General features: G+C 42.1%; 18 protein-coding genes. 12 read left to right on the plus strand and 6 right to left on the minus strand.

The window, feature by feature from the left end; all coding sequences use genetic code 11:
- Nucleotides 1-192 precede the first annotated feature (192 nt).
- Entirely contained in the window at nucleotides 193-783 is a 591-nt protein-coding gene (locus V7K73_RS21175; RefSeq protein ID WP_334882759.1) for a chromophore lyase CpcT/CpeT, read from the plus strand.
- Nucleotides 784-943: 160 nt separating this feature from the next.
- Here the strand turns inward: V7K73_RS21175 and V7K73_RS21180 are convergent, their stop codons facing one another.
- The gene (locus tag V7K73_RS21180; protein ID WP_334882760.1) at nucleotides 944-2,185 is read right to left on the minus strand and encodes a methionine gamma-lyase family protein; all 1,242 of its coding nucleotides are present in this window, start codon (nucleotides 2,183-2,185) and stop codon (nucleotides 944-946) included.
- 91 nt (nucleotides 2,186-2,276) lie between these two features.
- Between V7K73_RS21180 and V7K73_RS21185 the strand changes: the two genes are divergently transcribed.
- From V7K73_RS21185 to V7K73_RS21210, 6 genes are all read left to right on the plus strand, one after another.
- On the plus strand, nucleotides 2,277-3,098 hold the full coding sequence (locus V7K73_RS21185; RefSeq protein ID WP_334882762.1) for an acyl-CoA desaturase: 822 nt from the start codon (nucleotides 2,277-2,279) through the stop codon (nucleotides 3,096-3,098).
- Nucleotides 3,099-3,320: 222 nt separating this feature from the next.
- Nucleotides 3,321-4,373, plus strand: a complete 1,053-nt coding sequence (locus V7K73_RS21190; protein ID WP_334882764.1) for a fatty acid desaturase — start codon at nucleotides 3,321-3,323, stop codon at nucleotides 4,371-4,373.
- A 218-nt stretch (nucleotides 4,374-4,591) separates the two neighbouring features.
- On the plus strand, nucleotides 4,592-5,671 hold the full coding sequence (locus V7K73_RS21195; RefSeq protein WP_334882766.1) for a fatty acid desaturase: 1,080 nt from the start codon (nucleotides 4,592-4,594) through the stop codon (nucleotides 5,669-5,671).
- Nucleotides 5,672-6,157: 486 nt separating this feature from the next.
- Nucleotides 6,158-6,853: a LabA-like NYN domain-containing protein gene (locus tag V7K73_RS21200; RefSeq protein ID WP_334882768.1), complete on the plus strand. Its 696-nt coding sequence runs from the start codon at nucleotides 6,158-6,160 to the stop codon at nucleotides 6,851-6,853.
- Nucleotides 6,854-7,062: 209 nt separating this feature from the next.
- Nucleotides 7,063-7,773, plus strand: coding sequence for a response regulator transcription factor (locus V7K73_RS21205; RefSeq protein ID WP_324978015.1), 711 nt, complete (start codon nucleotides 7,063-7,065; stop codon nucleotides 7,771-7,773).
- A 5-nt stretch (nucleotides 7,774-7,778) separates the two neighbouring features.
- The gene (locus tag V7K73_RS21210; protein WP_334882771.1) at nucleotides 7,779-8,867 is read left to right on the plus strand and encodes a sensor histidine kinase; all 1,089 of its coding nucleotides are present in this window, start codon (nucleotides 7,779-7,781) and stop codon (nucleotides 8,865-8,867) included.
- A gap of 330 nt (nucleotides 8,868-9,197) precedes the next feature.
- On the opposite strand, the gene V7K73_RS21215 is transcribed toward V7K73_RS21210, so the two are convergent.
- Both V7K73_RS21215 and V7K73_RS21220 read right to left on the minus strand, forming a co-directional pair.
- Nucleotides 9,198-9,869, minus strand: coding sequence for an O-methyltransferase (locus V7K73_RS21215; RefSeq protein ID WP_334882772.1), 672 nt, complete (start codon nucleotides 9,867-9,869; stop codon nucleotides 9,198-9,200).
- Between the two features lie 456 nt (nucleotides 9,870-10,325).
- Nucleotides 10,326-11,213, minus strand: a complete 888-nt coding sequence (locus V7K73_RS21220) for an NAD(P)-dependent oxidoreductase (RefSeq protein WP_334882774.1) — start codon at nucleotides 11,211-11,213, stop codon at nucleotides 10,326-10,328.
- Between the two features lie 81 nt (nucleotides 11,214-11,294).
- On the opposite strand from V7K73_RS21220, the gene V7K73_RS21225 reads away from it, so the two are divergent.
- Nucleotides 11,295-11,705: a hypothetical protein gene (locus V7K73_RS21225; RefSeq protein ID WP_334882775.1), complete on the plus strand. Its 411-nt coding sequence runs from the start codon at nucleotides 11,295-11,297 to the stop codon at nucleotides 11,703-11,705.
- A gap of 65 nt (nucleotides 11,706-11,770) precedes the next feature.
- On the opposite strand, the gene V7K73_RS21230 is transcribed toward V7K73_RS21225, so the two are convergent.
- Together V7K73_RS21230 and V7K73_RS21235 are read right to left on the minus strand one after the other, a co-directional pair.
- Entirely contained in the window at nucleotides 11,771-13,279 is a 1,509-nt protein-coding gene (locus V7K73_RS21230) for a BamA/TamA family outer membrane protein (RefSeq protein ID WP_334882776.1), read from the minus strand.
- A 188-nt stretch (nucleotides 13,280-13,467) separates the two neighbouring features.
- A complete protein-coding gene (locus tag V7K73_RS21235) occupies nucleotides 13,468-14,490 on the minus strand; it encodes an IS4 family transposase (RefSeq protein ID WP_334882961.1) in 1,023 nt (340 codons plus the stop codon).
- A gap of 343 nt (nucleotides 14,491-14,833) precedes the next feature.
- Between V7K73_RS21235 and V7K73_RS21240 the strand changes: the two genes are divergently transcribed.
- From V7K73_RS21240 to V7K73_RS21250, 3 genes are read left to right on the plus strand one after another with little or no spacing between them, the layout of a single operon-like run.
- Nucleotides 14,834-15,931, plus strand: a complete 1,098-nt coding sequence (locus V7K73_RS21240; RefSeq protein WP_334882777.1) for a Gfo/Idh/MocA family protein — start codon at nucleotides 14,834-14,836, stop codon at nucleotides 15,929-15,931.
- A 7-nt stretch (nucleotides 15,932-15,938) separates the two neighbouring features.
- Nucleotides 15,939-16,184, plus strand: coding sequence for an HNH endonuclease (locus V7K73_RS21245; protein ID WP_334882779.1), 246 nt, complete (start codon nucleotides 15,939-15,941; stop codon nucleotides 16,182-16,184).
- Between the two features lie 36 nt (nucleotides 16,185-16,220).
- Nucleotides 16,221-16,466 carry a hypothetical protein gene (locus tag V7K73_RS21250; RefSeq protein ID WP_334882781.1) on the plus strand — a complete coding sequence of 82 codons (246 nt, stop codon included), beginning with the start codon at nucleotides 16,221-16,223 and terminating at the stop codon, nucleotides 16,464-16,466.
- A 267-nt stretch (nucleotides 16,467-16,733) separates the two neighbouring features.
- On the opposite strand, the gene V7K73_RS21255 is transcribed toward V7K73_RS21250, so the two are convergent.
- Complete coding sequence (locus tag V7K73_RS21255) at nucleotides 16,734-19,406, minus strand: DUF3536 domain-containing protein (RefSeq protein ID WP_334882782.1); 2,673 nt, start codon at nucleotides 19,404-19,406, stop codon at nucleotides 16,734-16,736.
- 525 nt (nucleotides 19,407-19,931) lie between these two features.
- Here V7K73_RS21255 and cax point away from each other — a divergent pair.
- Nucleotides 19,932-21,023, plus strand: coding sequence for a calcium/proton exchanger (gene cax / locus V7K73_RS21260; protein ID WP_334882784.1), 1,092 nt, complete (start codon nucleotides 19,932-19,934; stop codon nucleotides 21,021-21,023).
- Nucleotides 21,024-21,208: the final 185 nt, after the last annotated feature.

A 21,208-nucleotide genomic window follows, 5' to 3' on the forward strand; every position in this document is an offset into this window, starting at 1 on the left:
AACAAAGGTATCGCAGCCAGGATTTTTTAGTCTGGGAAGTGTCAAAATAATCCTAGATAATTTTTAAACAACTAGTTGATCGTCTTGTAATGACCAAAACAGACTCATGAATACAAGCCTCTAAATTTATTTATGGGGATTAAAAATTATTGAATTTTGAATGTGTGAATTTTAAATTCGGAGCGAAACGACGTGACTCATTCTACTGATATTGCCACTTTAGCCCAGTGGATGGCAGCTGACTTTAGCAATCAAGAACAAGCTTTTGAAAACCCGCCTTTTTATGCCCACATTCGCGTGTGTATCCGTCCCCTTCCCTTAGAATTGTTCTCAGGAGTAAGTTTGTTTCTCGAACAAGCTTATGATTTTATGCTCAATCAACCCTACCGGATGCGGGTAATGAAGTTGATTCCGGCAGAAAACCACATTGTTATTGAACACTACACGGTTAAAGAAGAACAAAAATTTTACGGTGCATCTCGCGATCCCGAACGTTTAAAAGGTTTATCCGTTGACCAATTGGAAAAAATGTCAGGTTGCAACATGCTCGTAGAGTGGACAGGTAAAAGCTTTAAAGGCAGGGTTGAACCTGGAAAATGCTGCATTGTGGTTCGTGACGGCAAAAATACTTATCTGGATAACGAATTTGAGATTGATGCTAAAGAATTTTCCAGCCTCGATCGGGGAAGAGATTTAGACACCGATGAACATCTATGGGGTTCTATCGCCGGCCCATTTCACTTTGTCAGATGGGGTAGTTTTGCCGAAGAAGTCAAGGTGTAAGAAGTTAGGAGTGAGGAGTGAGGAGTTAGGTGTAAGAAGTTTGGAGTGAGGAGTTAGGAGTTAGGAGTTAGGAGTTTGGAGTTAGGAGTTGTCACAAGATGAGTAATACGATCGCCTTTCACTAATTTCTCAAGAAACCTCATGCGCTGTGGAATATATGCTATAATATAAAATTAGCATTTCCTACTGCATTGATCGCAGCCTCTAATGCGATCGCTACATGAGTCCAATGAGTTCCACCTTGGCAATAAACCACATAGGGTTCACGTAAAGGGCCATCTGCTGATAATTCCAAGGTACTCCCTTCAATAAATGTCCCCCCAGCCATGACTACCTGGCTCTCATACCCCGGCATATCATCTGGAACAGGGTCAAGATAGGAACCTATAGGAGAATGCTGTTGTATCGCCTTACAGAAAGCAATTAGCTTTTCGGCAGAACCAAGTTTGATTGCCTGAATTACATCTCCACGGGGAGCCAGAGGTTCGGGATTAACTGGATAACCAAGTTTGTCAAATACATAACCAGTTAAGTATGTCCCTTTCATCGCCTCTCCTACCATTTGTGGAGCCAGAAATAAGCCTTGGAACAGCAGACGATTTTGGTCAAAAGTAGCGCCGCCATAACTACCGATACCCGGAGCAGTCAGGCGACAAGCCGATGCTTCCACTAAGTCGGCACGACCGGCAACATAACCACCAGCGCTGACAATAGTACCACCAGGATTTTTAATCAATGACCCCGCCATTAAATCAGCACCTACAGCTGTAGGTTCTCTGGTTTCGATAAATTCGCCGTAGCAGTTATCCACAAAGCAAACGGTGTTCGGGTTTTGCTGTTTTACCAAATGGATGATTTTTTCAATATCGGCAATTGATAAACTAGGACGCCAAGAATAGCCACAAGAACGCTGAATTAACACTAAACGAGTGTTTTGGTTCACACTAGTAGTTAAAGCTTGCCAATCTATAGTTCCTTCTGGGGTTAGCTCCAATTGACGGTAATTTATGCCAAACTCGATTAGGGAGCCTTGACCTTTACCCCGTAAACCAATAACTTCTTCAAGCGTATCGTAGGGAGAACCGACCACTGCTAACATTTCATCTCCAGGACGGAGTACACCAAACAAAGCACAAGCGATCGCATGAGTTCCCGAAACGAACTGCACCCGCACGGCCGCAGCTTCGGCACCCATAACTTCAGCAAAAACTTTATCTAAAGTTTCTCGTCCTAAATCATCATGGCCATAGCCACTTACACCAGCAAAGTGGTGTGCGCCCACACGGTGATTACGAAAAGCATCCAGCACTCGTTTTAGATTATGCTTGACCTGAGTGTCAATTCCAGAAAAAATTTCTAATAGTGCCTTTTCTGCTTGCCGCAGGTGTTCTAAACTGTTCATCAGTTCCTCGTTCAAAAAAAATTAAATTTATAGATATGCGGATTTTAAGATCGCGCAGACTAGGCTGGAAAAATCAAATTCAGGTTACTGCATGACAATTGCTACCTCAACAAAACCTCAAATTAACTGGGTTAATACCCTGTTTTTCATTGGACTGCACATCGGCGCTTTATTTGCCTTTGTTCCTGGCAATTTTAGCTGGACGGCAGTTGGTGTGGGTTTCTTGCTGTACTGGGTAACTGGCGGCTTAGGCGTTACTCTAGGATTTCATCGCCTTGTTACCCACCGCAGTTTTCAAACTCCCAAGTGGCTAGAGTATCTCCTGGTTTTCTTTGGGACACTATCGTGTCAAGGAGGCCCAATCGAGTGGATCGGGACACATCGCATTCATCATTTAAACTCTGATACTGACGCTGATCCCCATGATTCTAATAAAGGCTTCTGGTGGAGCCACATGGATTGGCTGATTCATTATTGTCCCGCTCACGCTGATGTTCCTCGTTTCACCAAAGACATTGCAGAAGACCCAGTTTATCAGTTTTTAGAAAAATATTTCATTTTGCTCCAGGTTGCTCTGGGTGTATTGCTTTTGTTTCTGGGTGGCTGGCCGTTTGTTATTTGGGGAATTTTTGTTCGCATTGTCTGGGTTTACCACTGCACTTGGTTGGTAAACAGTGCTACTCATAAATTTGGCTATCAGAGTTATGATTCTGGCGATCGCTCAACTAATTGTTGGTGGGTAGCCGTACTAGTTTTCGGTGAAGGCTGGCATAATAACCATCATGCTTTTCAATACTCGGCTCGTCATGGGCTGGAATGGTGGGAAATCGATTTAACTTGGATGACTGTTCAATTGCTACAAGCAGTTGGTCTGGCTACTAATGTGAAGTTAGCCCCAGCAAAGATTAGTTAGGAGTTAGGAATTAGGAGTTAGGAGTTGAAGTTTGGAGTTTGGAGTTATGATGTGTAACGTTTTTAACTCATCACTTCTAACTCCTAACTTTTAAAAAAGCTATTTACGGGTGCGCTTGTGTCGGTTAGATTGCTATAATCCAAAGCGCTAATATTAAGAATTTTTGCGGGAAGCCACTTTTTGAGTGACTTGGTAGAGGAGTTTGTTGTTTTTCAGGTGTCCATGACTACATCAATAATTAATAGCCAGAAACTAACTGACGAGCCTGGTAATTCCGACTTTAGGCTCAAAGATATTGTCAAAACCCTGCCACGGGAATGTTTTCAGCAGAACCGTCGCAAAGCTTGGACACAAGTACTGCTCAGTGTATTAGCAGTTGCCTTGGGCTATTACAGCCTAATCATCACTCCTTGGTTTCTCTTGCCCCTAGCTTGGATTTTTACGGGTACTGCTTTAACAGGTTTTTTTGTAATTGCCCATGATTGTGGTCATCGGTCTTTTGCCAAACGTCGTTGGGTAAATGATTTGGTGGGGCATTTTTTCATGATGCCGTTAATTTACCCTTTTCACAGTTGGCGGATTAAGCATAATTATCACCATACTCATACCAACAAGCTGGATGAGGACAATGCTTGGCATCCAATCAGACCAGAAGTGTTTGAAAATTGGGATAAAACCCGGCAGTCTGCTTTTGAGTTGTTCATGCGTAAACGCTTTTGGTGGGTAGGTTCCATTGGACATTGGGCTGTAGTGCATTTTGATTGGCGGAACTTCAAAACTAAAGACCAATCGAGTATCAAGCTTTCGGTGGCTGTAGTAGTGGTGTTTGCTGCGATCGCTTTTCCGATTCTCATCGCCACAACTGGTATCTGGGGATTTGTCAAATTTTGGCTAGTACCCTGGATGATTTACCATTTTTGGATGAGTACTTTTACTATTGTTCACCACACTGCCGCAGATGTTCCTTTTAGGACAGCGAATAAATGGAACGAAGCTTTAGCACAGTTATTTGGCACTATTCATTGCGATTATCCGCGCTGGGTAGAAATCCTATGCCACGATATCAATGTTCATGTCCCTCATCATATTTCCACTGCGATTCCTTCTTATAATTTGCGGCTAGCTTACAGCAGCATCAAAGAAAATTGGCAGCCTTATCTCCATGATGAGTGTCAGTTTTCTTGGCCTTTAATGAAGCAGATTACAGACCAATGTCAACTATACACAACTGATGTTGGTTATAAGACTTTCAACGAATATTACACAGAGCAATAAATAGCGCTGTGATTACATTCACGCTCTTGAATCGACGAGAGCGTTTATCATGCTGTATTTAAATAAAATCTGGCAATTTTTTACTTACTAAAACTGTTAGGCATATTGCCAGAAATTATCCTCTTGTGTGTTAGCGATCGCTAGTTTCGTGGGCATCCTAGAAATGAGATAATTTTGTCTCAAATAAAGTTCCGATTTCTATCCAACAAAAGAATCCAGTGCAATTAGATACCATCAGTTTCAACAATCCTCTTAGCAGTGAAACCTCTGAGGATACAACTAAATTACCTTTCACACTTGGGGATTTAAAAGCTGCAATTCCTGCTGAATGCTTTCAGCCCAATGTGACAAAATCAGTTTTTTACTTCTTTCGTGACATCATGATTATCGGTCTGCTTTATGCAGTTGCTCATTACCTGGATTCTTGGCTTTTCTTCCCGATTTTCTGGCTAATGCAAGGAACGATGTTTTGGGCTTTGTTTGTAGTCGGGCATGACTGCGGACACCAATCTTTTTCTAAGCATAAATGGCTCAATGATTTGATTGGACATCTTTCTCACACACCAATACTTGTTCCTTATCATGGTTGGCGGATCAGCCACAGAACTCATCACAAAAATACTGGCAATATTGATAACGATGAAAGCTGGTATCCTGTGACAGAATCACAATATAAGGAGATGCCTTTAGCCCAGAAGATAGGCAGATATTATGTTTTTCTCTTGGCTTATCCTCTGTATTTGTTTAAGCGTTCTCCTAATAAGGAAGGCTCACACTTTTTGCCCAGCAGTTCGCTTTTTAAACCCTCGGAAAAATGGGATGTCATCACTAGCACTGTACTTTTGATTTGCATGGTAGGTTTGCTAGGTTTCCTCACCTACCAGTGGGGTTGGATGTGGTTGCTAAAATATTACGCTGTGCCTTACCTTGTGTTCATAGTTTGGCTAGATTTGGTGACATTCTTGCACCACACTGAGCCAGAGCTTCCCTGGTATCGTGGAGAAGATTGGACTTTCTTAAAAGGCGCAATTTCTAGTATTGACCGTGATTATGGTTTGGTTAATCATATCCATCACGATATCGGTACTCATGTTGCTCACCATATATTCCTTAACATCCCTCACTACAATTTGCTGAAGGCAACTGAGGCAATAAAACCAGTGATGGGTGAATATTTCCACAAATCGGAAGAACCAATTTGGAAGTCAGTATGGAATTCATGTATCAGTTGCCATTTTGTCCCTGATACTGGTAGTAAGGTTTACTACACATCCAATAATAAGTTAGCTAAAGACTAAGATTCAGATTCCCGGCTTCTTTAAAGAAGTCGGGAATCTTGTATTTTCGTCAGCGCTTTCTGACTATTGACCATTTAGCACTGCCTGTAGATAAACTTTTATAAAAGTTGTATTAAAGATTACTTAAATATTTTACTAAAACTTACCTTTTGAGGCGCGTTGGCGTAGCCCGCCGCAGGCATCGCATATTACATTATAAATGATTGTAACTCTGGCAGTATTTGAGCGTCCTTAGCCTGCGGTAAATTTCAAATTCCTAGCTGTAAAATAAAATATAGATAGATGACGTTTGCCAATTCTAGGGCAGATCGAAAGCTTTGCACTAGAACTTATTCCCCGCTTGTGCAGAAGACACTAGTTAAGTTTATCTAGATGTAGTGACTTAAGACCATTGCCTGCTAGGGTTATAAATCAGCACAGATTAGACTATATATAGTATAGACAATTTACCTAAAACTCTTTCCAGCTTTAAAATCAGAGGTATCAATGATTATAACTAATTTTAGCAAACAAAGAAATGAATTTAAAGAACCTAAAGTACTCAAAGCTAAACCACATTGGCAAGGGCAAAATTTGAACGATACTCCTGTCAAAGGTAAAGATACCAAGACGGAAGATCCTGTACCTGATAGCTCGATTTTAAATAACTTGAATCGTGGTCGAGTTGCCATTTTTATTGATGGCTTAAGCTTATTTCATACAGCTTTACAACTTGGTATAGAAATTGACTATGTTAAATTGCTTTGTCATTTAACTAACGGTTCAAGACTGTTGCGTGCTTTCTTCTATACTGGGGTTGATATCACTAATGAAAAACAACAGGGTTTTCTATTGTGGATGCGTCGTAATGGCTATCGTGTAGTAGGTAAAGATATCACGCAACCAGCAGAAAATTTCAAAAAATCAAATCTGAACGTAGAAATTGCTGTAGACATGATAACTTTAGCGCCTTATTATGATACTGCGATTTTAGTCAGTGGCGATGGGGATCTAGCCTATGCTGTAAACGCTGTTAGCAGAATAGGGGTTCGGGTGGAAGTGGTGAGTCTACAAAATAGCACTAGTGAAAGCTTGATTGATGTTGCTGACTGCTTCATTGACCTTGATAGTATTAAAACACACATTCAAAAAGATTCTAATGTTGGCTATAGTTATCGCACGCCGTCAAATTCAAACCTTTAATTATAGCGGTTCTCACTTCGGTGCATACACTAGTCACCTCACCCCGTATTTGCTGACACAAACACTCCCCCCTCCTTGTCAAGGAGAAGGGTTGGGGGTGAGGTTGAAAAATGTACATCATGCAAACAAGAATACGCAAAGACTACCAGACGCGGTGAAAGAACTCTCCTTTATCTTCTTCAGTCCCATTTTGCTTAGACCTAATTTAAATGGATATTTTAATCGTTGAAGATGAACCAGAAATTGCTCATTTAATCGAACTATCTTTAGAAAAAGAAGGATTTTTTTGTCGCACTAGCCGCGATGGTATGAATGCTTTGCGGATGTTTCAGGAACAACCACCTGATTTAATTATTCTGGATTTAATGATTCCTGGTTTGGATGGGTTAGAAGTTTGTGCCAGAATTCGCCAAAAACCAGGTGCAAAAGATCCTTACATTTTGATGCTTACGGCTAAGGGTGAGGAAATCGATCGCGTCATTGGTCTGTCTACTGGTGCTGACGATTACATGGTCAAACCCTTTAGCCCCAGAGAGTTAGTAGCTAGGGTACGGGCATTATTGCGGCGTAGTCTCCGCCAAGGGGGACAGCATCAAGTCAATCGTACTCAACACTTTATTGTCGATGTAGACCAGCGCACTGCTAGTCGTCAGATGGATTCTCAGGAAGTTGAAATTTTGGATTTAACTACCCTAGAATTTAACTTGCTAACTACCTTTGTCAGCAATCCTGGTCGAGTTTGGAACCGCACTCAACTAATTGATAAACTTTGGGGAGATAACTTTTTTGGGGATGAACGAGTGGTGGATACTCATGTAGCTCGGTTGCGAAAAAAGATTGAGCCTGATTCGGCAAATCCTACTTTTATTAAAACTGTTGTTGGGGTGGGCTATAAATTTGAAGATCCTCTGGTAGGCTAAATCTTATGAAAATAGGGCTGAGAGGGCGCCTATTTCTCTCCCACTTAGTAGTAATGATCGTAGGGGTAGCTAGTCTGGTGAGCATCAGTAAAATCTCTTCCCCTCGCTTGTTTGTACTGCATTTGGAACGATTAGAAAATCAGGGGTTTGACTTAATCGATGTCCGTACTGAATTGGTTACAGGATTTGAACTTGCTTGGCAGCGAAGCACTATTTGGTCAGTGTTAGTTGGCACCACCGCCGCCGGAGGATTGAGTTACTGGGTGTCTAGACGGATTATGCAGAGGCTAACCGAGATGGAACAAATCACCCAAAAATTTGCTGCTGGTCAGATGGATGCACGACTACCGATGTCTGACATTCCAGAACTTAATGGACTGGGTGCTAGTTTCAACCTGATGGCGGCCAGTTTAGAAGGGGTAGAAGCGCGGCGGCGAGAAGTAATTGGAGACATGACCCATGAATTACGGACACCGTTAACAGTGGTGCGCGGTTATTTAGAAGAACTAGCTGATGGAGAAATTGAAGCGTCTCCTGAAATTTATCGGCGTTTGGCTAGAGAAACTAGGCGCTTAGAGCGGTTGGTGAACGATTTACAAGAACTGTCTAAGGCAGAAGCTGGTTATTTGCCAATTAATATCCAACGGGTAAATCTGCGTCCATTGTTAGAGTCATTAGTGGAGAAATTCACTGACCAGCTGTTGGAAGATGGGCCAGTTCTGGTATTACAATGTCCATCTGTGCTGCCTCCTGTATTGGCAGATATTGACCGCACAGAACAGGTGTTGGTTAATTTGCTAGGTAATGCAGTGCGTTACACGAATGAAGGTGCAATTACGATTCGTGTTGGGACTGAAGCTTCTCTTCTCTGGATTGCGGTTATAGATACAGGTATAGGTATCGCTCCAGAGAATTTGCCCCATGTGTTTGAGCGCTTCTGGCGAGCCGATCAGTCGCGCGATCGCCATTCGGGAGGTACGGGTATTGGCTTAACTATTTCCCATCGTTTGATTGAACTACAAGGCGGTCAGATTCAGGTAGAAAGCGAGTTGGGAGTTGGCAGTACGTTTCGGTTTTTTCTGCCTTTGGCTTAAGTTCAGGAGGCAGGAGGCAGGAGATACAAGGGATTGACATAAGCTAGTCACTCCTGTGTCATACGCAATTGCTAATTTGAAAGTATCCAAAGTCTTTGTTTTTTGATGGATGCCAAGGTTTTGGAAGTGCATAGAGTATAACATTATGTCTGCTTTTATTTTGGCTGCTTTTTTGGTTAGTTTACTCAGTGTTTCGGGTTACGCTGCGATCGCTTACCTCTTCCCTCGAAATGGTTCCCAAGATTAAGCAAATAACAATCTCTTGCTATTCAAGCTTAAAGAGCGACTGCCAAAATTTAGTAATAAATTCAAGCTTCTTGGTTGAATGCCTTATTGGTCAGCAGTGACGATCGCGATCGCAAAGCCATCGTATCCTTTGCTGCCCACGGTCTGGATTGCCGTGGCACTGACACGCGGCTCAGAGGCGAGTAGTTCGTTGAAGCGACGCACCCCCTGGACGCTAGGATCGCTGCTGGTGGCATCAATCACCGCTCCGTTACGCACAACATTATCGGCAATGATTAGGCTACCGCTACGGGAAAGCTTGAGCGCCCATGTGAAGTAATCTGGATTGTTAGGTTTGTCGGCGTCAATGAAGATCAGGTCAAATGTATGACCCTCGGCGGCAATCTGTGGCAGCGTAGAGAGTGCCTGTCCAAGGCGCAGGTCAACAATATCTGACAGACCAGCATAGGCGATGTTAGCACGGGCGATTTCGGCGTGCTTTGGGTCAGCCTCCAGGGTGATCAGACGGCCTTTTCTAGGTAAAGCCCGCGCTAGCCAAATAGTACTGTAGCCGCCCAGGGTGCCAATCTCCAGGATGCTTCGCACCCCTTGGATTTGTGCCAACAGCAGCAGCAGCTTGCCCTGGTTTGGCGAAACGTTGTGCGGTGGCAGTCCGGCTGCCGCGCTGGTCTGGAGCGCCGCATCCAGCGCCGGGTCGGGCGGCACAAGCAGATCGGTAAAGTAATGATCGACCGCAGTCCATTGCTCTTGAGTCATAGATTCTCGCTTTTTACCCTATCTATAAAACAATACGCTTGGTGTTATTTGATATTTTGCCATGAAAGAAAGATCCCCCCAACCCCCCTTTTTAAGGGCAGGGCTGTTTCATTCCCTAAATAGCTAGAAAAATCAAGGTTTCTAGCGATTAAAAATTGATTATTTTGTTACTAACGTGCCGATAAAATGAACAATTTTACTGTTGTTTAAGTGCTTAAAAGTTCATCTCATCGTCACCCTCACTTACAATTTTTCTCGCTAACCATCTTGACAAATCCTGTTTGAAATGGAATGAAACAGCCCTGCTTTTTAAGGGGGGCTTAAGGAAATATTTAGATACAGCGATCGCTCGTTTCATAGACTTTAAAAAGGCTTGCTCTAATTCCCTCCTTTTTAACGAGGGTTAGGGAGGATCAACCCTTAATCCAAGCGTATTAATCTATAAAATATTCAAGATTAGGTGTCAGATATTGCTTCATTGGAGAGGATTGTAATGATTTCATCCAATGGACGATCGCGATTGCATTCTTCTGGTGTTTCCTTACCCAAGGAGGTTTCTTTCACCAAGCGGTAAACGTCGGCTGCGCCGTAAAAAATGCGCTCAGTCAGACCTAACTCTTTAAAAGTTTCTGCAATTTCTTCCATTTCTCCTATCCAACGATGCGCTTTCGGTGTCATAGATGGAATCGAACGGGTTAATATGCTAGCAAGTTCCTGTTGGCTACTAGACACTTCATCCCATAATTGCTTATCCAAGCCTAAACGATGGGCTGCTATTAGTAATTCTGTGCTGATTGCTGTAAGTCCTTTTGTCAGGGCTGCATAGGTCATTTTGAAACCGGAAGCCTGACCAATTTCATCACCAATCACCCGCACATCCAAGCCATGATCCCGCAGTTGTAGGAGTTGACTGGCCTGTTTTCCCGAAGCATAAATGCGGGTGCGATTGGGAACTCGTGGTGGTGGGCCAATAATTGATGCATCTACGAATGTTCCCCCAACTGATTCAATCACTTGGCTGATACTGATCACTTTTTGGGGTGCGATTGCATTACAGTCAACATAGAGAATGGGTTTACTAACATTGCCGATCGCTTCAGCTACTTGCTTCGCTGCTTCGGTGGCTGCTGCGGGGACTAGAACTGACAAGACTACATCAGATTCAATTACTAGTTGCGTGAGGGAACCCACATCTTGAATGTTGGCTGCGGCTGCTAATTGCCGAGTTCGTTCACTGCGATTGTCTAGAGCAGCAATAGTTTTCAATCCATTTTGATTGAGAACGGCTGCGATCGCTTGTCCCATATCACCTGGACTTAAAATACCAATAGTTTGGATAGGCATGGAAAGTTTTATATTTACTTTGTGGCTGACAAGTTAATTCAGGTAATTGAGTCATCAACAAACTACGATAATTTGATGTAAATGCCGTATTTTAATCAAACCACAGATAAGCTTAACAGTAAATACAGTGATAACTCAAATAAGCTTGATAGCGAACTGAAGCTCAAAACGCAAGATGACGTAACCAAGCTTTTAGGCAATCGGAAAATTAAAGAAATTAAATTCCTAAAGTGGAAAGATGCTAAACCACCAAAAGAAGATAATCCTAATATCGACGGCAACCGTAAGGTTTGGAAAGTTACAGCTGATTATGTAGGCGGTATCGACTTTGACAGTGGGCGTTGTAAATCAAATGCCAAGTTGACTCAAGTGCTGGATGCGGAAACTGGTGATAATCTAATGCTTGAAGTACGTTGCCCTAAAGGTAGCTTTGAGTCTAGTCATCCTAAGCCTACTGCTGAAGAGTTAAGGATATTGGAAAACTCTAGGTAACTATTCCCGCAGGGTAGAAACGCGGAGGTTAACGCTGTCGGTTCGCAGAGTAAAAACTAATGGGATTAAAATCGCTGACCTGTGGTAACTTCAAATCTAACTTCTCCCCGGTCGCTAATTCCTAAGTCGCCTCGAATCAACCCAAAGGATGACTTGACTCGCAATCCTAAGCCGTAACCAAAGCCACTTCCAGGCTTGTCTCGCAGGACTCCTGGTTCTCCTAATACGGTTTCGCTAGACCCGAAATCTGAGGCGAGGTCAGTAAAGAGAACTCCTCCGATTGACTGTAAAATTGGAAAACGATATTCAACCGAAGCTAAACCATAACTGCGACCACTGGCAACTTTACCATAACCGTAACCTCTGACAGAATTTAGCCCACCAATATTAAAGGCATCTGCTGGTGGAAAATCTCCAATAGTCGTGCCAATTTGTAAATTAATCGCCAACATTTCGGGATTGTCAGTTAGTCTACCATTCCCTATCCAACTGACTGGTAAATACTGAATATAATTTCCCTGTAGGCGGTTGCTGGAAATATTACCCAATCCAATAGGTATTGCTTGTTCTGTGCTGAAGGTGAGGATTGATCCTTGAGTCGGCTTGTCTTTGCGATCGCGTTGATCTCTGGATACAGCAAATGATACTGTAAATAGATCGTCAATGCCAGTACCGCTCACAGATAGGGGACTCCCTAATCTATCGACCTGTACAACGTTATATTCTCCATCGCGTAGGCTAATCCGGGTATAGTTGAGAGCCACTGATGTATTCCACTCATCAAAAGCTCGTAAAAGTGCCACAGAACCGCCAAACCTTCCCTCTCGCACTTTGTTGCCGTTAGACAATCTGATATCTTCGTTGAAGGTTCCCGATATATTTCGACTACGAAAACCTCTAATGCTATAGCCTAAGCGGTTTGGTTCTCCAGGACGATAAGGACTAGTGAATTGACCATTAAACTGGACATCTTTACTGCTCAACTGCACAGTTGTATCTAATTTATCGTTAAAACCGCTAATATTTGCATCTTTATAACCTACCCGACCGTATAGCCCAACATCATCGTTATTTCCGCCTCCTAAGATTAGAGAAGGAAAGTGACGCTCTTTGATTTTATAGATGATATTAACACTGTTTGCATCTTCTTTTCGATCGACATTTACTTGATTAAATGACTCTAATCTCCTCAATCGTCGCAAGTCTGCTTGAAGTAAATCTTCACGGAATACTTGACCAGGTTTGAGTCTTAGCAATCCAATGATAAAATCTGTCTGAGTCCGCCCTTTGATCGGCTGACCTTTATCATCAAACAACTCACCTTTGTCATTAATAAAACGAATTTGGATGTCTTTGACAACTTTTTGGGAAAATTCAAGGGTCTGGTTATCTCCTGAAGTCCCTGCTATATAATCAGCATATTTGGCATCCTCTTCTATATGGATCGTAGCTTCTGGGGTCACAATACCACTAGATGTATCCTGAGTAGAAGATTGCGAGTCTGCAAGGGCTTCTAGATTTTTCCCACCCACTAACATTAGTGCGATCGCAACTACAGTTATTTGAACTCGCATATTTAAAATCCGTTAGTGTTATTAACTTTACCACGTAAAGCGAATCTGTTGTGCGTAAGTTCTAGATGAACCTTGCTATTGGGTATCCCAAAATCCGGTTGCTTGTGCAACTACTGAGTCAGAAATGTTGAATCCTAATACAAAACTTTACATATTTAATTACACTAACTCTAAAAAGCCTAAAATAGTTAACATGACATCATCTCCTCAAACCAATGAACATAACTGATTTTCTGACACATACAAGATTGTAAATAGCGGAATTTATCTAATAGCGTATGTCCCCATTGTTGTGGGATAGATAATATCTGTAAAATCAGATAAGCTATCAAACTAACGTAAATTTGTATGGTGATACCATTGACGTTTTTGGTAATTAATTTGTCAAGTTTCAAGTGCATCTTTAAAAACTTCCATAAGAGTTCAACTCCCCAACGTAATCGATAAATATCCCTAATTTCATCATCACTAACAGCTGCATCTTCCGATGAAGGTAAATTAGTTACTAAACGGAATTCAGTTTTAGTTTCTAGATCACAAAAATTAATGACTCTATAGGATTGAGCATCATCAGATGCACCTACTTTGACTAATCCACTTGCATCCTCAAATTCTAGTTTCCAATTGTTTTTAATCCGCAAAACAAAGTATTTGTTTTCTTGCACTAATTCTTGGATAAATTTCAATCCAGCAAACCCTCTATCCATTACTCCAACAGCATTTATTGGTAGATTAGACATCATTTTTGAGCCAAATTTATAATCATGGTCATGCCCAAAATTGATGAAGTTATCTGATGGACTTCCAGTAGCTAGATTTAGAGAACTGAAAAGTTTTACTTGATGGTGTCCTAATACCCATAACAATTTACTTGTGAGAGTAATAATTGTTGAATCTATTGGACAAATTGCATATTTATCATGTAACTTTTTTTGAACTTTTTTCTGTACTAGTTCATTTAATTTTTGGTAAATTTCTTGAAAAGGTTTTTGACTTCGATGTAAGTTTGCTTTCGAGAAAGTAGAAATATCTACCTCAAATCCTGTGTTGTTTAATCTGTTAAACAAATCTCGCATACTTGTTAAACTGTTATCCATAGCATAAGATAACCAGCACTCAAAGAACAGACGACTGTTCAATACTGGATAATCGTTTTTTGGCAGTCCTCTCAAGATACCTTTGACAATCTTGGGAAATGAATTTATAATCACTACTAAATAGATATACTTTAATCTTCCGCCCAAAATTTAACATATTTTGGGCTGTTTTTATCGGATTTTTCTTAACATTCAACACTTTTGCTACTGAGTATATGGCAAACTGTCTTCAGATTGCGACGCCGAATAACCCGTCGTAGACATTGCTCTTGATAAAGTCCTCAAAGCTTTAGAAGTTGCGCTGCTGCCAGAAAAAGGTATAGTCTATATAACCTCTTACCAAGAACTATGACAGAGGAATACTCAGGTTTTAAACTCTTATTTGGCTTTTTTATAGACAATATTCTGACGACTGGCGCTTTTATTCTGTTCGATAATTATAGGAGTAAATAATGATATGATTGGGATTGCGATCGCAGGCACTGGATTTGGTCAAAAAGTCCACATCCCTGGATTCCAAGCACATCCTCAAACTGAGGTAGTTGCTGTTTATCACCGAGATATAAATAAAGCTAAAGCTATAGCAGAATCCCATAATATCCCCCACGCTTCCGACTCACTGACAGATATTGTGGCATTACCAGAAGTGCAAGCAGTTAGCATCTCTACGCCGCCTTTTTTGCACTATGAAATGGCAAAAACCGTATTGGAAGCTGGGAAACATTTATTATTAGAAAAACCGACAAGTTTAAATGCAGTTGAGGCTAAAGAACTTTATCAGTTAGCTAAAGCAAAAGGTGTTATTGCAACTGTAGATTTTGAATTTCGCTTTGTACCAGGATGGCAGTTGTTTGCTGAATTATTGTCAGAAGATTATGTGGGTAAGTTACGCTTAATTAAAATTGATTGGTTAGGTTCTTCTCGTGCTGATACTTCACGCCCTTGGAATTGGTATTCTGACAAAGAGAAAGGAGGCGGTGCATTGGGATCTTTGGGTTCCCACGCTTTCGATTATATTTACTGGTTATTCGGCCCAGTGCGTAGATTAAACGCCCATTTAACTACTGCTATTCCTAGACGAGTTGACCCTGTTAGTGGGGAATCTAAAGCAGTTGATACAGATGACAACTGTATATTAACACTGGAATTAGCAGATGGTACACCTTGCCAACTTTCTATCAGTGCGGTGGTTCATGCATCAAGAACTCATTGGGTAGAAGTATATGGCGATCGCGGTACATTAATTGTGGGTAGTGAAAATCAAAAAGATTATATACATGGTTTTCGTGTTTGGGGTTCCCAGGTAGGTAAACCTTTGACGGAAATCGAAATACCGAATCGGTTAATTTTTACCAATAATTATGCTGATGGACGCATTTCGGCATTTATCCGCGTAGTAGACCAATGGATACAAGGAATTGACCGCAATCAAGAAATTATACCATCGCTGCGAGAAGGAATTTATTCTCAGTTGTTGATGGATTTATCTCATGAATCGCATCAAAAAGCAAGTTGGGTAGACGTACCAAGCTTGGAAGAATTTCTTAGTAACTAGAGAGAACATGAGCAAAACTCCCCGTATTCATATCCCGCCGTCAGTAAATAAATATGTTTTTCAACGTGACAAATATCAATGCCAAAGCTGCGGTAAAATTACTATAGAAACTAACTTCAGCATTGACCATATCATTCCCCTTGCCCGTGGGGGTCAAAATCATATCAGCAATTTACAAACCCTCTGTCTTAACTGGAATCAACAGAAAACAGACAACATTGATCCCCGCTTCAGGCAATATTTTCAGCTTTAGGTTAGGATCGGATGAGCTATTATTTTCTGATTATTTATGCCTCAAGATCAAAATAGCAATTCCCTAAGATTCCTCAATATTAAAACTACGATTCTCTACCTCTTCGCTGTCATAGCTGTTTTAGTAGTAGCCTTTCCCTGGTTATATGAGATTAAAACCAAAGCTGGGATCGATATATCACCTGGACGCCATGCAGGAACCTTTTTTGAGAAACATACCCACGGACTGTTCAGGTGTGAGTGGCTTTATCCCTACCATTGCGATCGCTCCCACGTTAAGTAATATCAAGTTTAGTTAAACACTTGTCTGGGAAATCAAGCTAAATCAAAATGTTCGTTCGTAGTAATACCAATTCTGTATGAAGATGCGCCAAAATATACAAGGAACGAACCACAAAGGGCGCAAAGGACACAAAGAAAGAAAGAAAGCGCAGCCTCACAAAGAAATGGTATAAGGACTTTAGTCCTGTCTTGGGGGACTGAAGTCCCCACTACAAACTGCTGATTATGGCTGAAGTTGACACCAATGTACTGCTGTTTGCTACTACATTTATGCCAACTGATTTGAGATGGTGCTGACATCAACGGCTAACTTTTTGCCCAACTTGAGCAACTGAAGACACTGATTCTCTGCTTCATTACCAAAACTAGTGATACACACTGGCGCTATCTGACTTTGCAGACAACTAAAGTATAGTTCCTGCGATCGCTGTAGGGAAACATCAATATTTAGTTGATCCCCGACATCAATCAATCTCTCCAACAGTTGGATATCTGCATTAAAACTACCATTGGCATCGTGCAATAATTGCCAGAGCGATCGCGCAATTAATTGTTCTAACATCTGCTTACCGTCGGGAATATTCAGCCGACAACGCAGATGTTTTGCTTCAGTAGCGATCGCCTCCAATTCTAAGATGTGATTCCAACTCTTTTGGGGATCAGCGATATCTTGCTCAAGCGATCGTAATGTCATCAAACAGCGATGCCCTAAAGCAATATCTGCTGCAACCTGTAATTCTTGCGGTACTGCTATTTCATCTCGATGAAATGCCATCAGCACACCATAATTATCACGGTACGCTTGGGTATACAACTGTCCTAAGCGTGAGAGTGTTTCCTCAGAAAGTAGCCGCATAATTCGGTGGCGTTCTTCAGCAAATAGATTTTGCAAGCTAAAAGCTTCTTCGCCAAATAGCTGTGTCATCACCAAGATAGTATGAGCCGCACTCGCTTGTTTTAGCGCCCCAAACAGCTTTTCTTTTAATTGGCTGTAGTTACGCCGCCCAGTAAATTGTTGAATGCAGCAGTGGAAATCCCAGCCTCCCAAATGCAGAACTGCAAATACTAAATGCTCACTTTCCCAAGTAATCTCTGATACCAGCTTTAAATTTCCGATAGCCAGAGTTAGCGATCCCATGCGTTGCATTTGGTAATCTAACTCATTAGCAGCGTAGCAATAAACCTTTTTGTGGTAACGCTGAGACTGTTTGTCAGCAGCATCTTTTCTAGGTAAGGAATTGTGCGCCTCTGCTGGTTTCTGATTAGTAAATAGGGAAGTAATGGCGTAATGGGCTGCTACTTGCTTAAATCCAAGTTGGGCAGTTAACACGAGTTGCCGATAAATTTCCGCACCGTGTTTAAACTGATCTACATTACTGGGGGCTAAACCAAGACGTTTGACGAAGCCTTTTTCTAACTGTACACCAGCTACATCCCCTGCCAATTCCAATGCACGGGCGGCGTAGCGCAGAATTTGTGTCCCCTCTGGACGGGAAATTTCTTCAAAAAACCAACCGCAACTAGTGAACATCAATAAAGCGTGACGCTGCATTTCTAACAGGCGCAAAGCGTCTACTTGTTCGGCTGCGGTTAGTTTGTGGGTTTGATGACGCGCGAGGAAACGGTTGACATTGGTAGCAGAGCGATCGCGCAATACTTGGATATATTCATCTCGTGCTAGCCAGGGATCGCGAAATAACTGCTTACCATGTTCTGCATACACCTCAGTTAGCTGATCCCGCAGCCAATTTAGGGAATCCCGCAACGGACGACGCCATTTCTGATGCCAAACTCCACCTTCTCCACCGCAACCACAGTCATCTTCCCATCTGCCGACACCGTGGGCGCAACTCCAGGCTGTGACTGACTTTAATTCCACTTCCCAACCGGGAGAATTTAAGCTGAGGTAGTGGGCGAAGTTCGTCACCGTCCAACCCTGTTGGGGAAACTCTTTAGTAAAGGCGTAGGCTAAAGTTTTCTCAGTTCCCTTTTTGTGGTGTCCGAAGGTTTCCCCATCTGTCGCCACAGAAATTAACTGTGCCAGACGATGATCCCCACGCACTGCCGAACCGATACGTCCGGCAAAGTGACTGGAATTAAAAACGACATCACTAAAACCCATGTCTCGTGATATCGGCCCATCGTAGAAGAAGATATCAATGTAGGGTTTGTCATTTGTTTGGTTTGACTCTTGACTATCTTTCAAATAACAACGATAGGGACGGGTAGAATCAATCTGACTACCCCCGACTTCGATCCATTCAGCATCGGGATGATCTTCAGTGGGGAGGGGACGGCAACGCAGGGCTTGAGACGGTGCAAGGACAATGAAGCGAATACCCTCAGCAACAAGAGCTTCTAGGGTGGGGTAGTCTACAGCAGTTTCTGCTAGCCACATGCCTTCGGGATCGCGGCCAAAGCGGGAGCGGAAGTCTTCTTTACCCCAGCGAATTTGGGTGTATTTGTCGCGTTCGTTCGCCAGAGGCATGATGATGTGATTGTATACTTGCGCGATCGCATTCCCGTGACCTTGCAAGCGATCGCTACTCTTGGCATCCGCCTCTAAAATTCGCTGATAAACCTCCACATCGTAGCGTTCTAGCCACGACATCAGCGTTGGCCCAATATTAAAACTAAAATACTCATAATTGTTGACGATCCCCACCACTTCGCCTTGGTCATTTAAGACTCTGGCAAAGGCATTTGGACGATAGCATTCCCAATGAATCCGCTCATTCCAGTCATGGAAAGGTGCAGCGCTCGCTTGGCGTTCAATTGCGTCCAGATAAGGATTTTCCCTTGGTGGCTGGTAAAAATGACCATGCACCGTCACATAAACACCATTCGCCTTTCTCAGGGGATCGGTTTCTTTGGTGTTATTGGGATCTGAATGTAATGTTAACGTTGAGCCACTAGCTGGCATTTGGTCAGCAGAAGTCATGTATATTTATCCAAAACAAAAAACTTGCAGTTGCACCGAAAGCATTGTGCGTAAACCTTTCTACAATAGTTGGAACACAAAATCCGGTATAAATAACAACTATGAAATCCCAGCCAATTTTGATAAAGCTGTTTTATTCTAGTGGGAAATCTGCGTTATCGCACAGCCCTTTTTCTGAAGGCTTAAAGTAATTAGCCATTGAACAAAGCCTCAGTTAGGGATTTTCTCTTCTTGGGCGCTAATCAAAATTTTAATTGTCTTTTAATATATTAAACCCCATTTTGGGTGTAAAATTTTGGCTCAAATTCATACTTTTGCAACAAAAGATTACAAAAACTGATTATATCGCAATCTGATTTTACATACACAGCAGTGAACTGAAAACAGTACAATTTCTGAATTGCTCTACAGACGGTTAAGAGTACCATATCGGAGTGATGAGTGAAAGTAATTTTTAATTCAACACTCCAAATTTCAAATTTAGGATTGCTCGCTGTGAATGATACCTTCAACCCAAAAGAACAAATGTCAACCAAAAACATTATTCTTTTCGTTTTATTACTATTTATCCCAGTTTCCCTAGCAGCCCACTTTCTGGAGTGGGGAGAATTGATAGTTTTCATTACAGCTGGATTAGCAATTCTGCCCTTAGCAGCTTGGATGGGTACAGCTACAGAAGAAATTGCTGTTGTAGTGGGGCCATCATTGGGGGGCTTGTTAAACGCCACCTTTGGTAATGCTACGGAACTAATCATCGCCCTAGTAGCGCTTAATGCTGGGTTGATAGATGTAGTCAAAGCTAGTATCACGGGATCGATTATTAGCAACTTATTACTGGTGATGGGTTTTTCTATGCTTCTGGGAGGACTGCGTTACAAAGAACAGACATTTCAGCCCATTGTGGCGCGGGTGAATGCTGCTTCGATGAATTTGGCAGTGATTGCCATTTTGATGCCAACGGCAATGAATTATACCTCTGAAGGAATTAACGAAGAAACACTGCAAAATCTTTCTATTGCTGTTGCTGTAGTATTAATCTTGGTTTACGCCCTAACGCTGCTATTTTCGATGAAAACCCACTCCTATTTATATGATGTGGGTGTAGCGGAGACAGAAGCAGAGGAAACGCCTCACGCCAAACCAAATATGATGTTGTGGGTTGGTGTGTTGCTAGTATGTACCTTGCTAGTGGCAATTGAATCAGAAATGCTAGTGGATTCTCTGGAAGTGGCCACATCTCAGCTAGGTTTGACGGCGCTGTTTACAGGGGTAATTTTGGTTCCCATCGTTGGTAACGCGGCTGAACACGCCACAGCAGTCACCGTGGCCATGAAAAATAAGATGGATCTTTCCCTCTCGGTAGCTGTGGGATCAAGTATGCAGATTGCCCTATTTGTCGCGCCCGTGTTGGTAATAGCAGGGCGGATATTGGGTAAACCAATGGATTTGGATTTTAAACCCTTTGAATTAGTAGCTGTGGTTGTGTCAGTGTTGATTGCAAACAGTATTAGTTCTGATGGTAAATCCAATTGGCTCGAAGGCACTTTGTTATTAGCTGCTTATACAGTATTGGGGTTCGCCTTCTACTTCCATCCAGTTATGGAAGGTATGGGGTAGTACCGCAGGGCAAAAGTCATATCGTGTCCGGTTAAAGACTTATTATTAAGACTGCAAGGGGGCAGTTCTTGCTGGGGGAAAGAGGGTTTTCCAATTTTTGCACAGATGTGGTAACTGTAACTAATTAGCCGGACATGATATCAAAAGTTAAAAGTTAAAAGTCAAAAGTTTTGTATATTAAGGCT

It is taken from the genome of Nostoc sp., from assembly GCF_036916975.1.
Taxonomy (GTDB): domain Bacteria; phylum Cyanobacteriota; class Cyanobacteriia; order Cyanobacteriales; family Nostocaceae; genus Nostoc.

Excerpts from the sequence above, each read along its gene's own strand:
- V7K73_RS21245 (WP_334882779.1), top strand. The coding sequence starts at position 15,939 with ATGAGCAAAACTCCCCGTATTCATATCCCGCCGTCAGTAAATAAATAT.
- V7K73_RS21200 (WP_334882768.1), top strand. The coding sequence starts at position 6,158 with ATGATTATAACTAATTTTAGCAAACAAAGAAATGAATTTAAAGAACCT.
- cax (WP_334882784.1), top strand. The coding sequence starts at position 19,932 with ATGTCAACCAAAAACATTATTCTTTTCGTTTTATTACTATTTATCCCA.
- V7K73_RS21255 (WP_334882782.1), bottom strand. The coding sequence starts at position 19,406 with ATGACTTCTGCTGACCAAATGCCAGCTAGTGGCTCAACGTTAACATTA.
- V7K73_RS21205 (WP_324978015.1), top strand. The coding sequence starts at position 7,063 with ATGGATATTTTAATCGTTGAAGATGAACCAGAAATTGCTCATTTAATC.
- V7K73_RS21180 (WP_334882760.1), bottom strand. The coding sequence starts at position 2,185 with ATGAACAGTTTAGAACACCTGCGGCAAGCAGAAAAGGCACTATTAGAA.
- V7K73_RS21190 (WP_334882764.1), top strand. The coding sequence starts at position 3,321 with ATGACTACATCAATAATTAATAGCCAGAAACTAACTGACGAGCCTGGT.
- V7K73_RS21250 (WP_334882781.1), top strand. The coding sequence starts at position 16,221 with ATGCCTCAAGATCAAAATAGCAATTCCCTAAGATTCCTCAATATTAAA.
- V7K73_RS21210 (WP_334882771.1), top strand. The coding sequence starts at position 7,779 with ATGAAAATAGGGCTGAGAGGGCGCCTATTTCTCTCCCACTTAGTAGTA.
- V7K73_RS21240 (WP_334882777.1), top strand. The coding sequence starts at position 14,834 with ATGATTGGGATTGCGATCGCAGGCACTGGATTTGGTCAAAAAGTCCAC.
- V7K73_RS21185 (WP_334882762.1), top strand. The coding sequence starts at position 2,277 with ATGACAATTGCTACCTCAACAAAACCTCAAATTAACTGGGTTAATACC.
- V7K73_RS21215 (WP_334882772.1), bottom strand. The coding sequence starts at position 9,869 with ATGACTCAAGAGCAATGGACTGCGGTCGATCATTACTTTACCGATCTG.
- V7K73_RS21230 (WP_334882776.1), bottom strand. The coding sequence starts at position 13,279 with ATGCGAGTTCAAATAACTGTAGTTGCGATCGCACTAATGTTAGTGGGT.
- V7K73_RS21220 (WP_334882774.1), bottom strand. The coding sequence starts at position 11,213 with ATGCCTATCCAAACTATTGGTATTTTAAGTCCAGGTGATATGGGACAA.
- V7K73_RS21225 (WP_334882775.1), top strand. The coding sequence starts at position 11,295 with ATGCCGTATTTTAATCAAACCACAGATAAGCTTAACAGTAAATACAGT.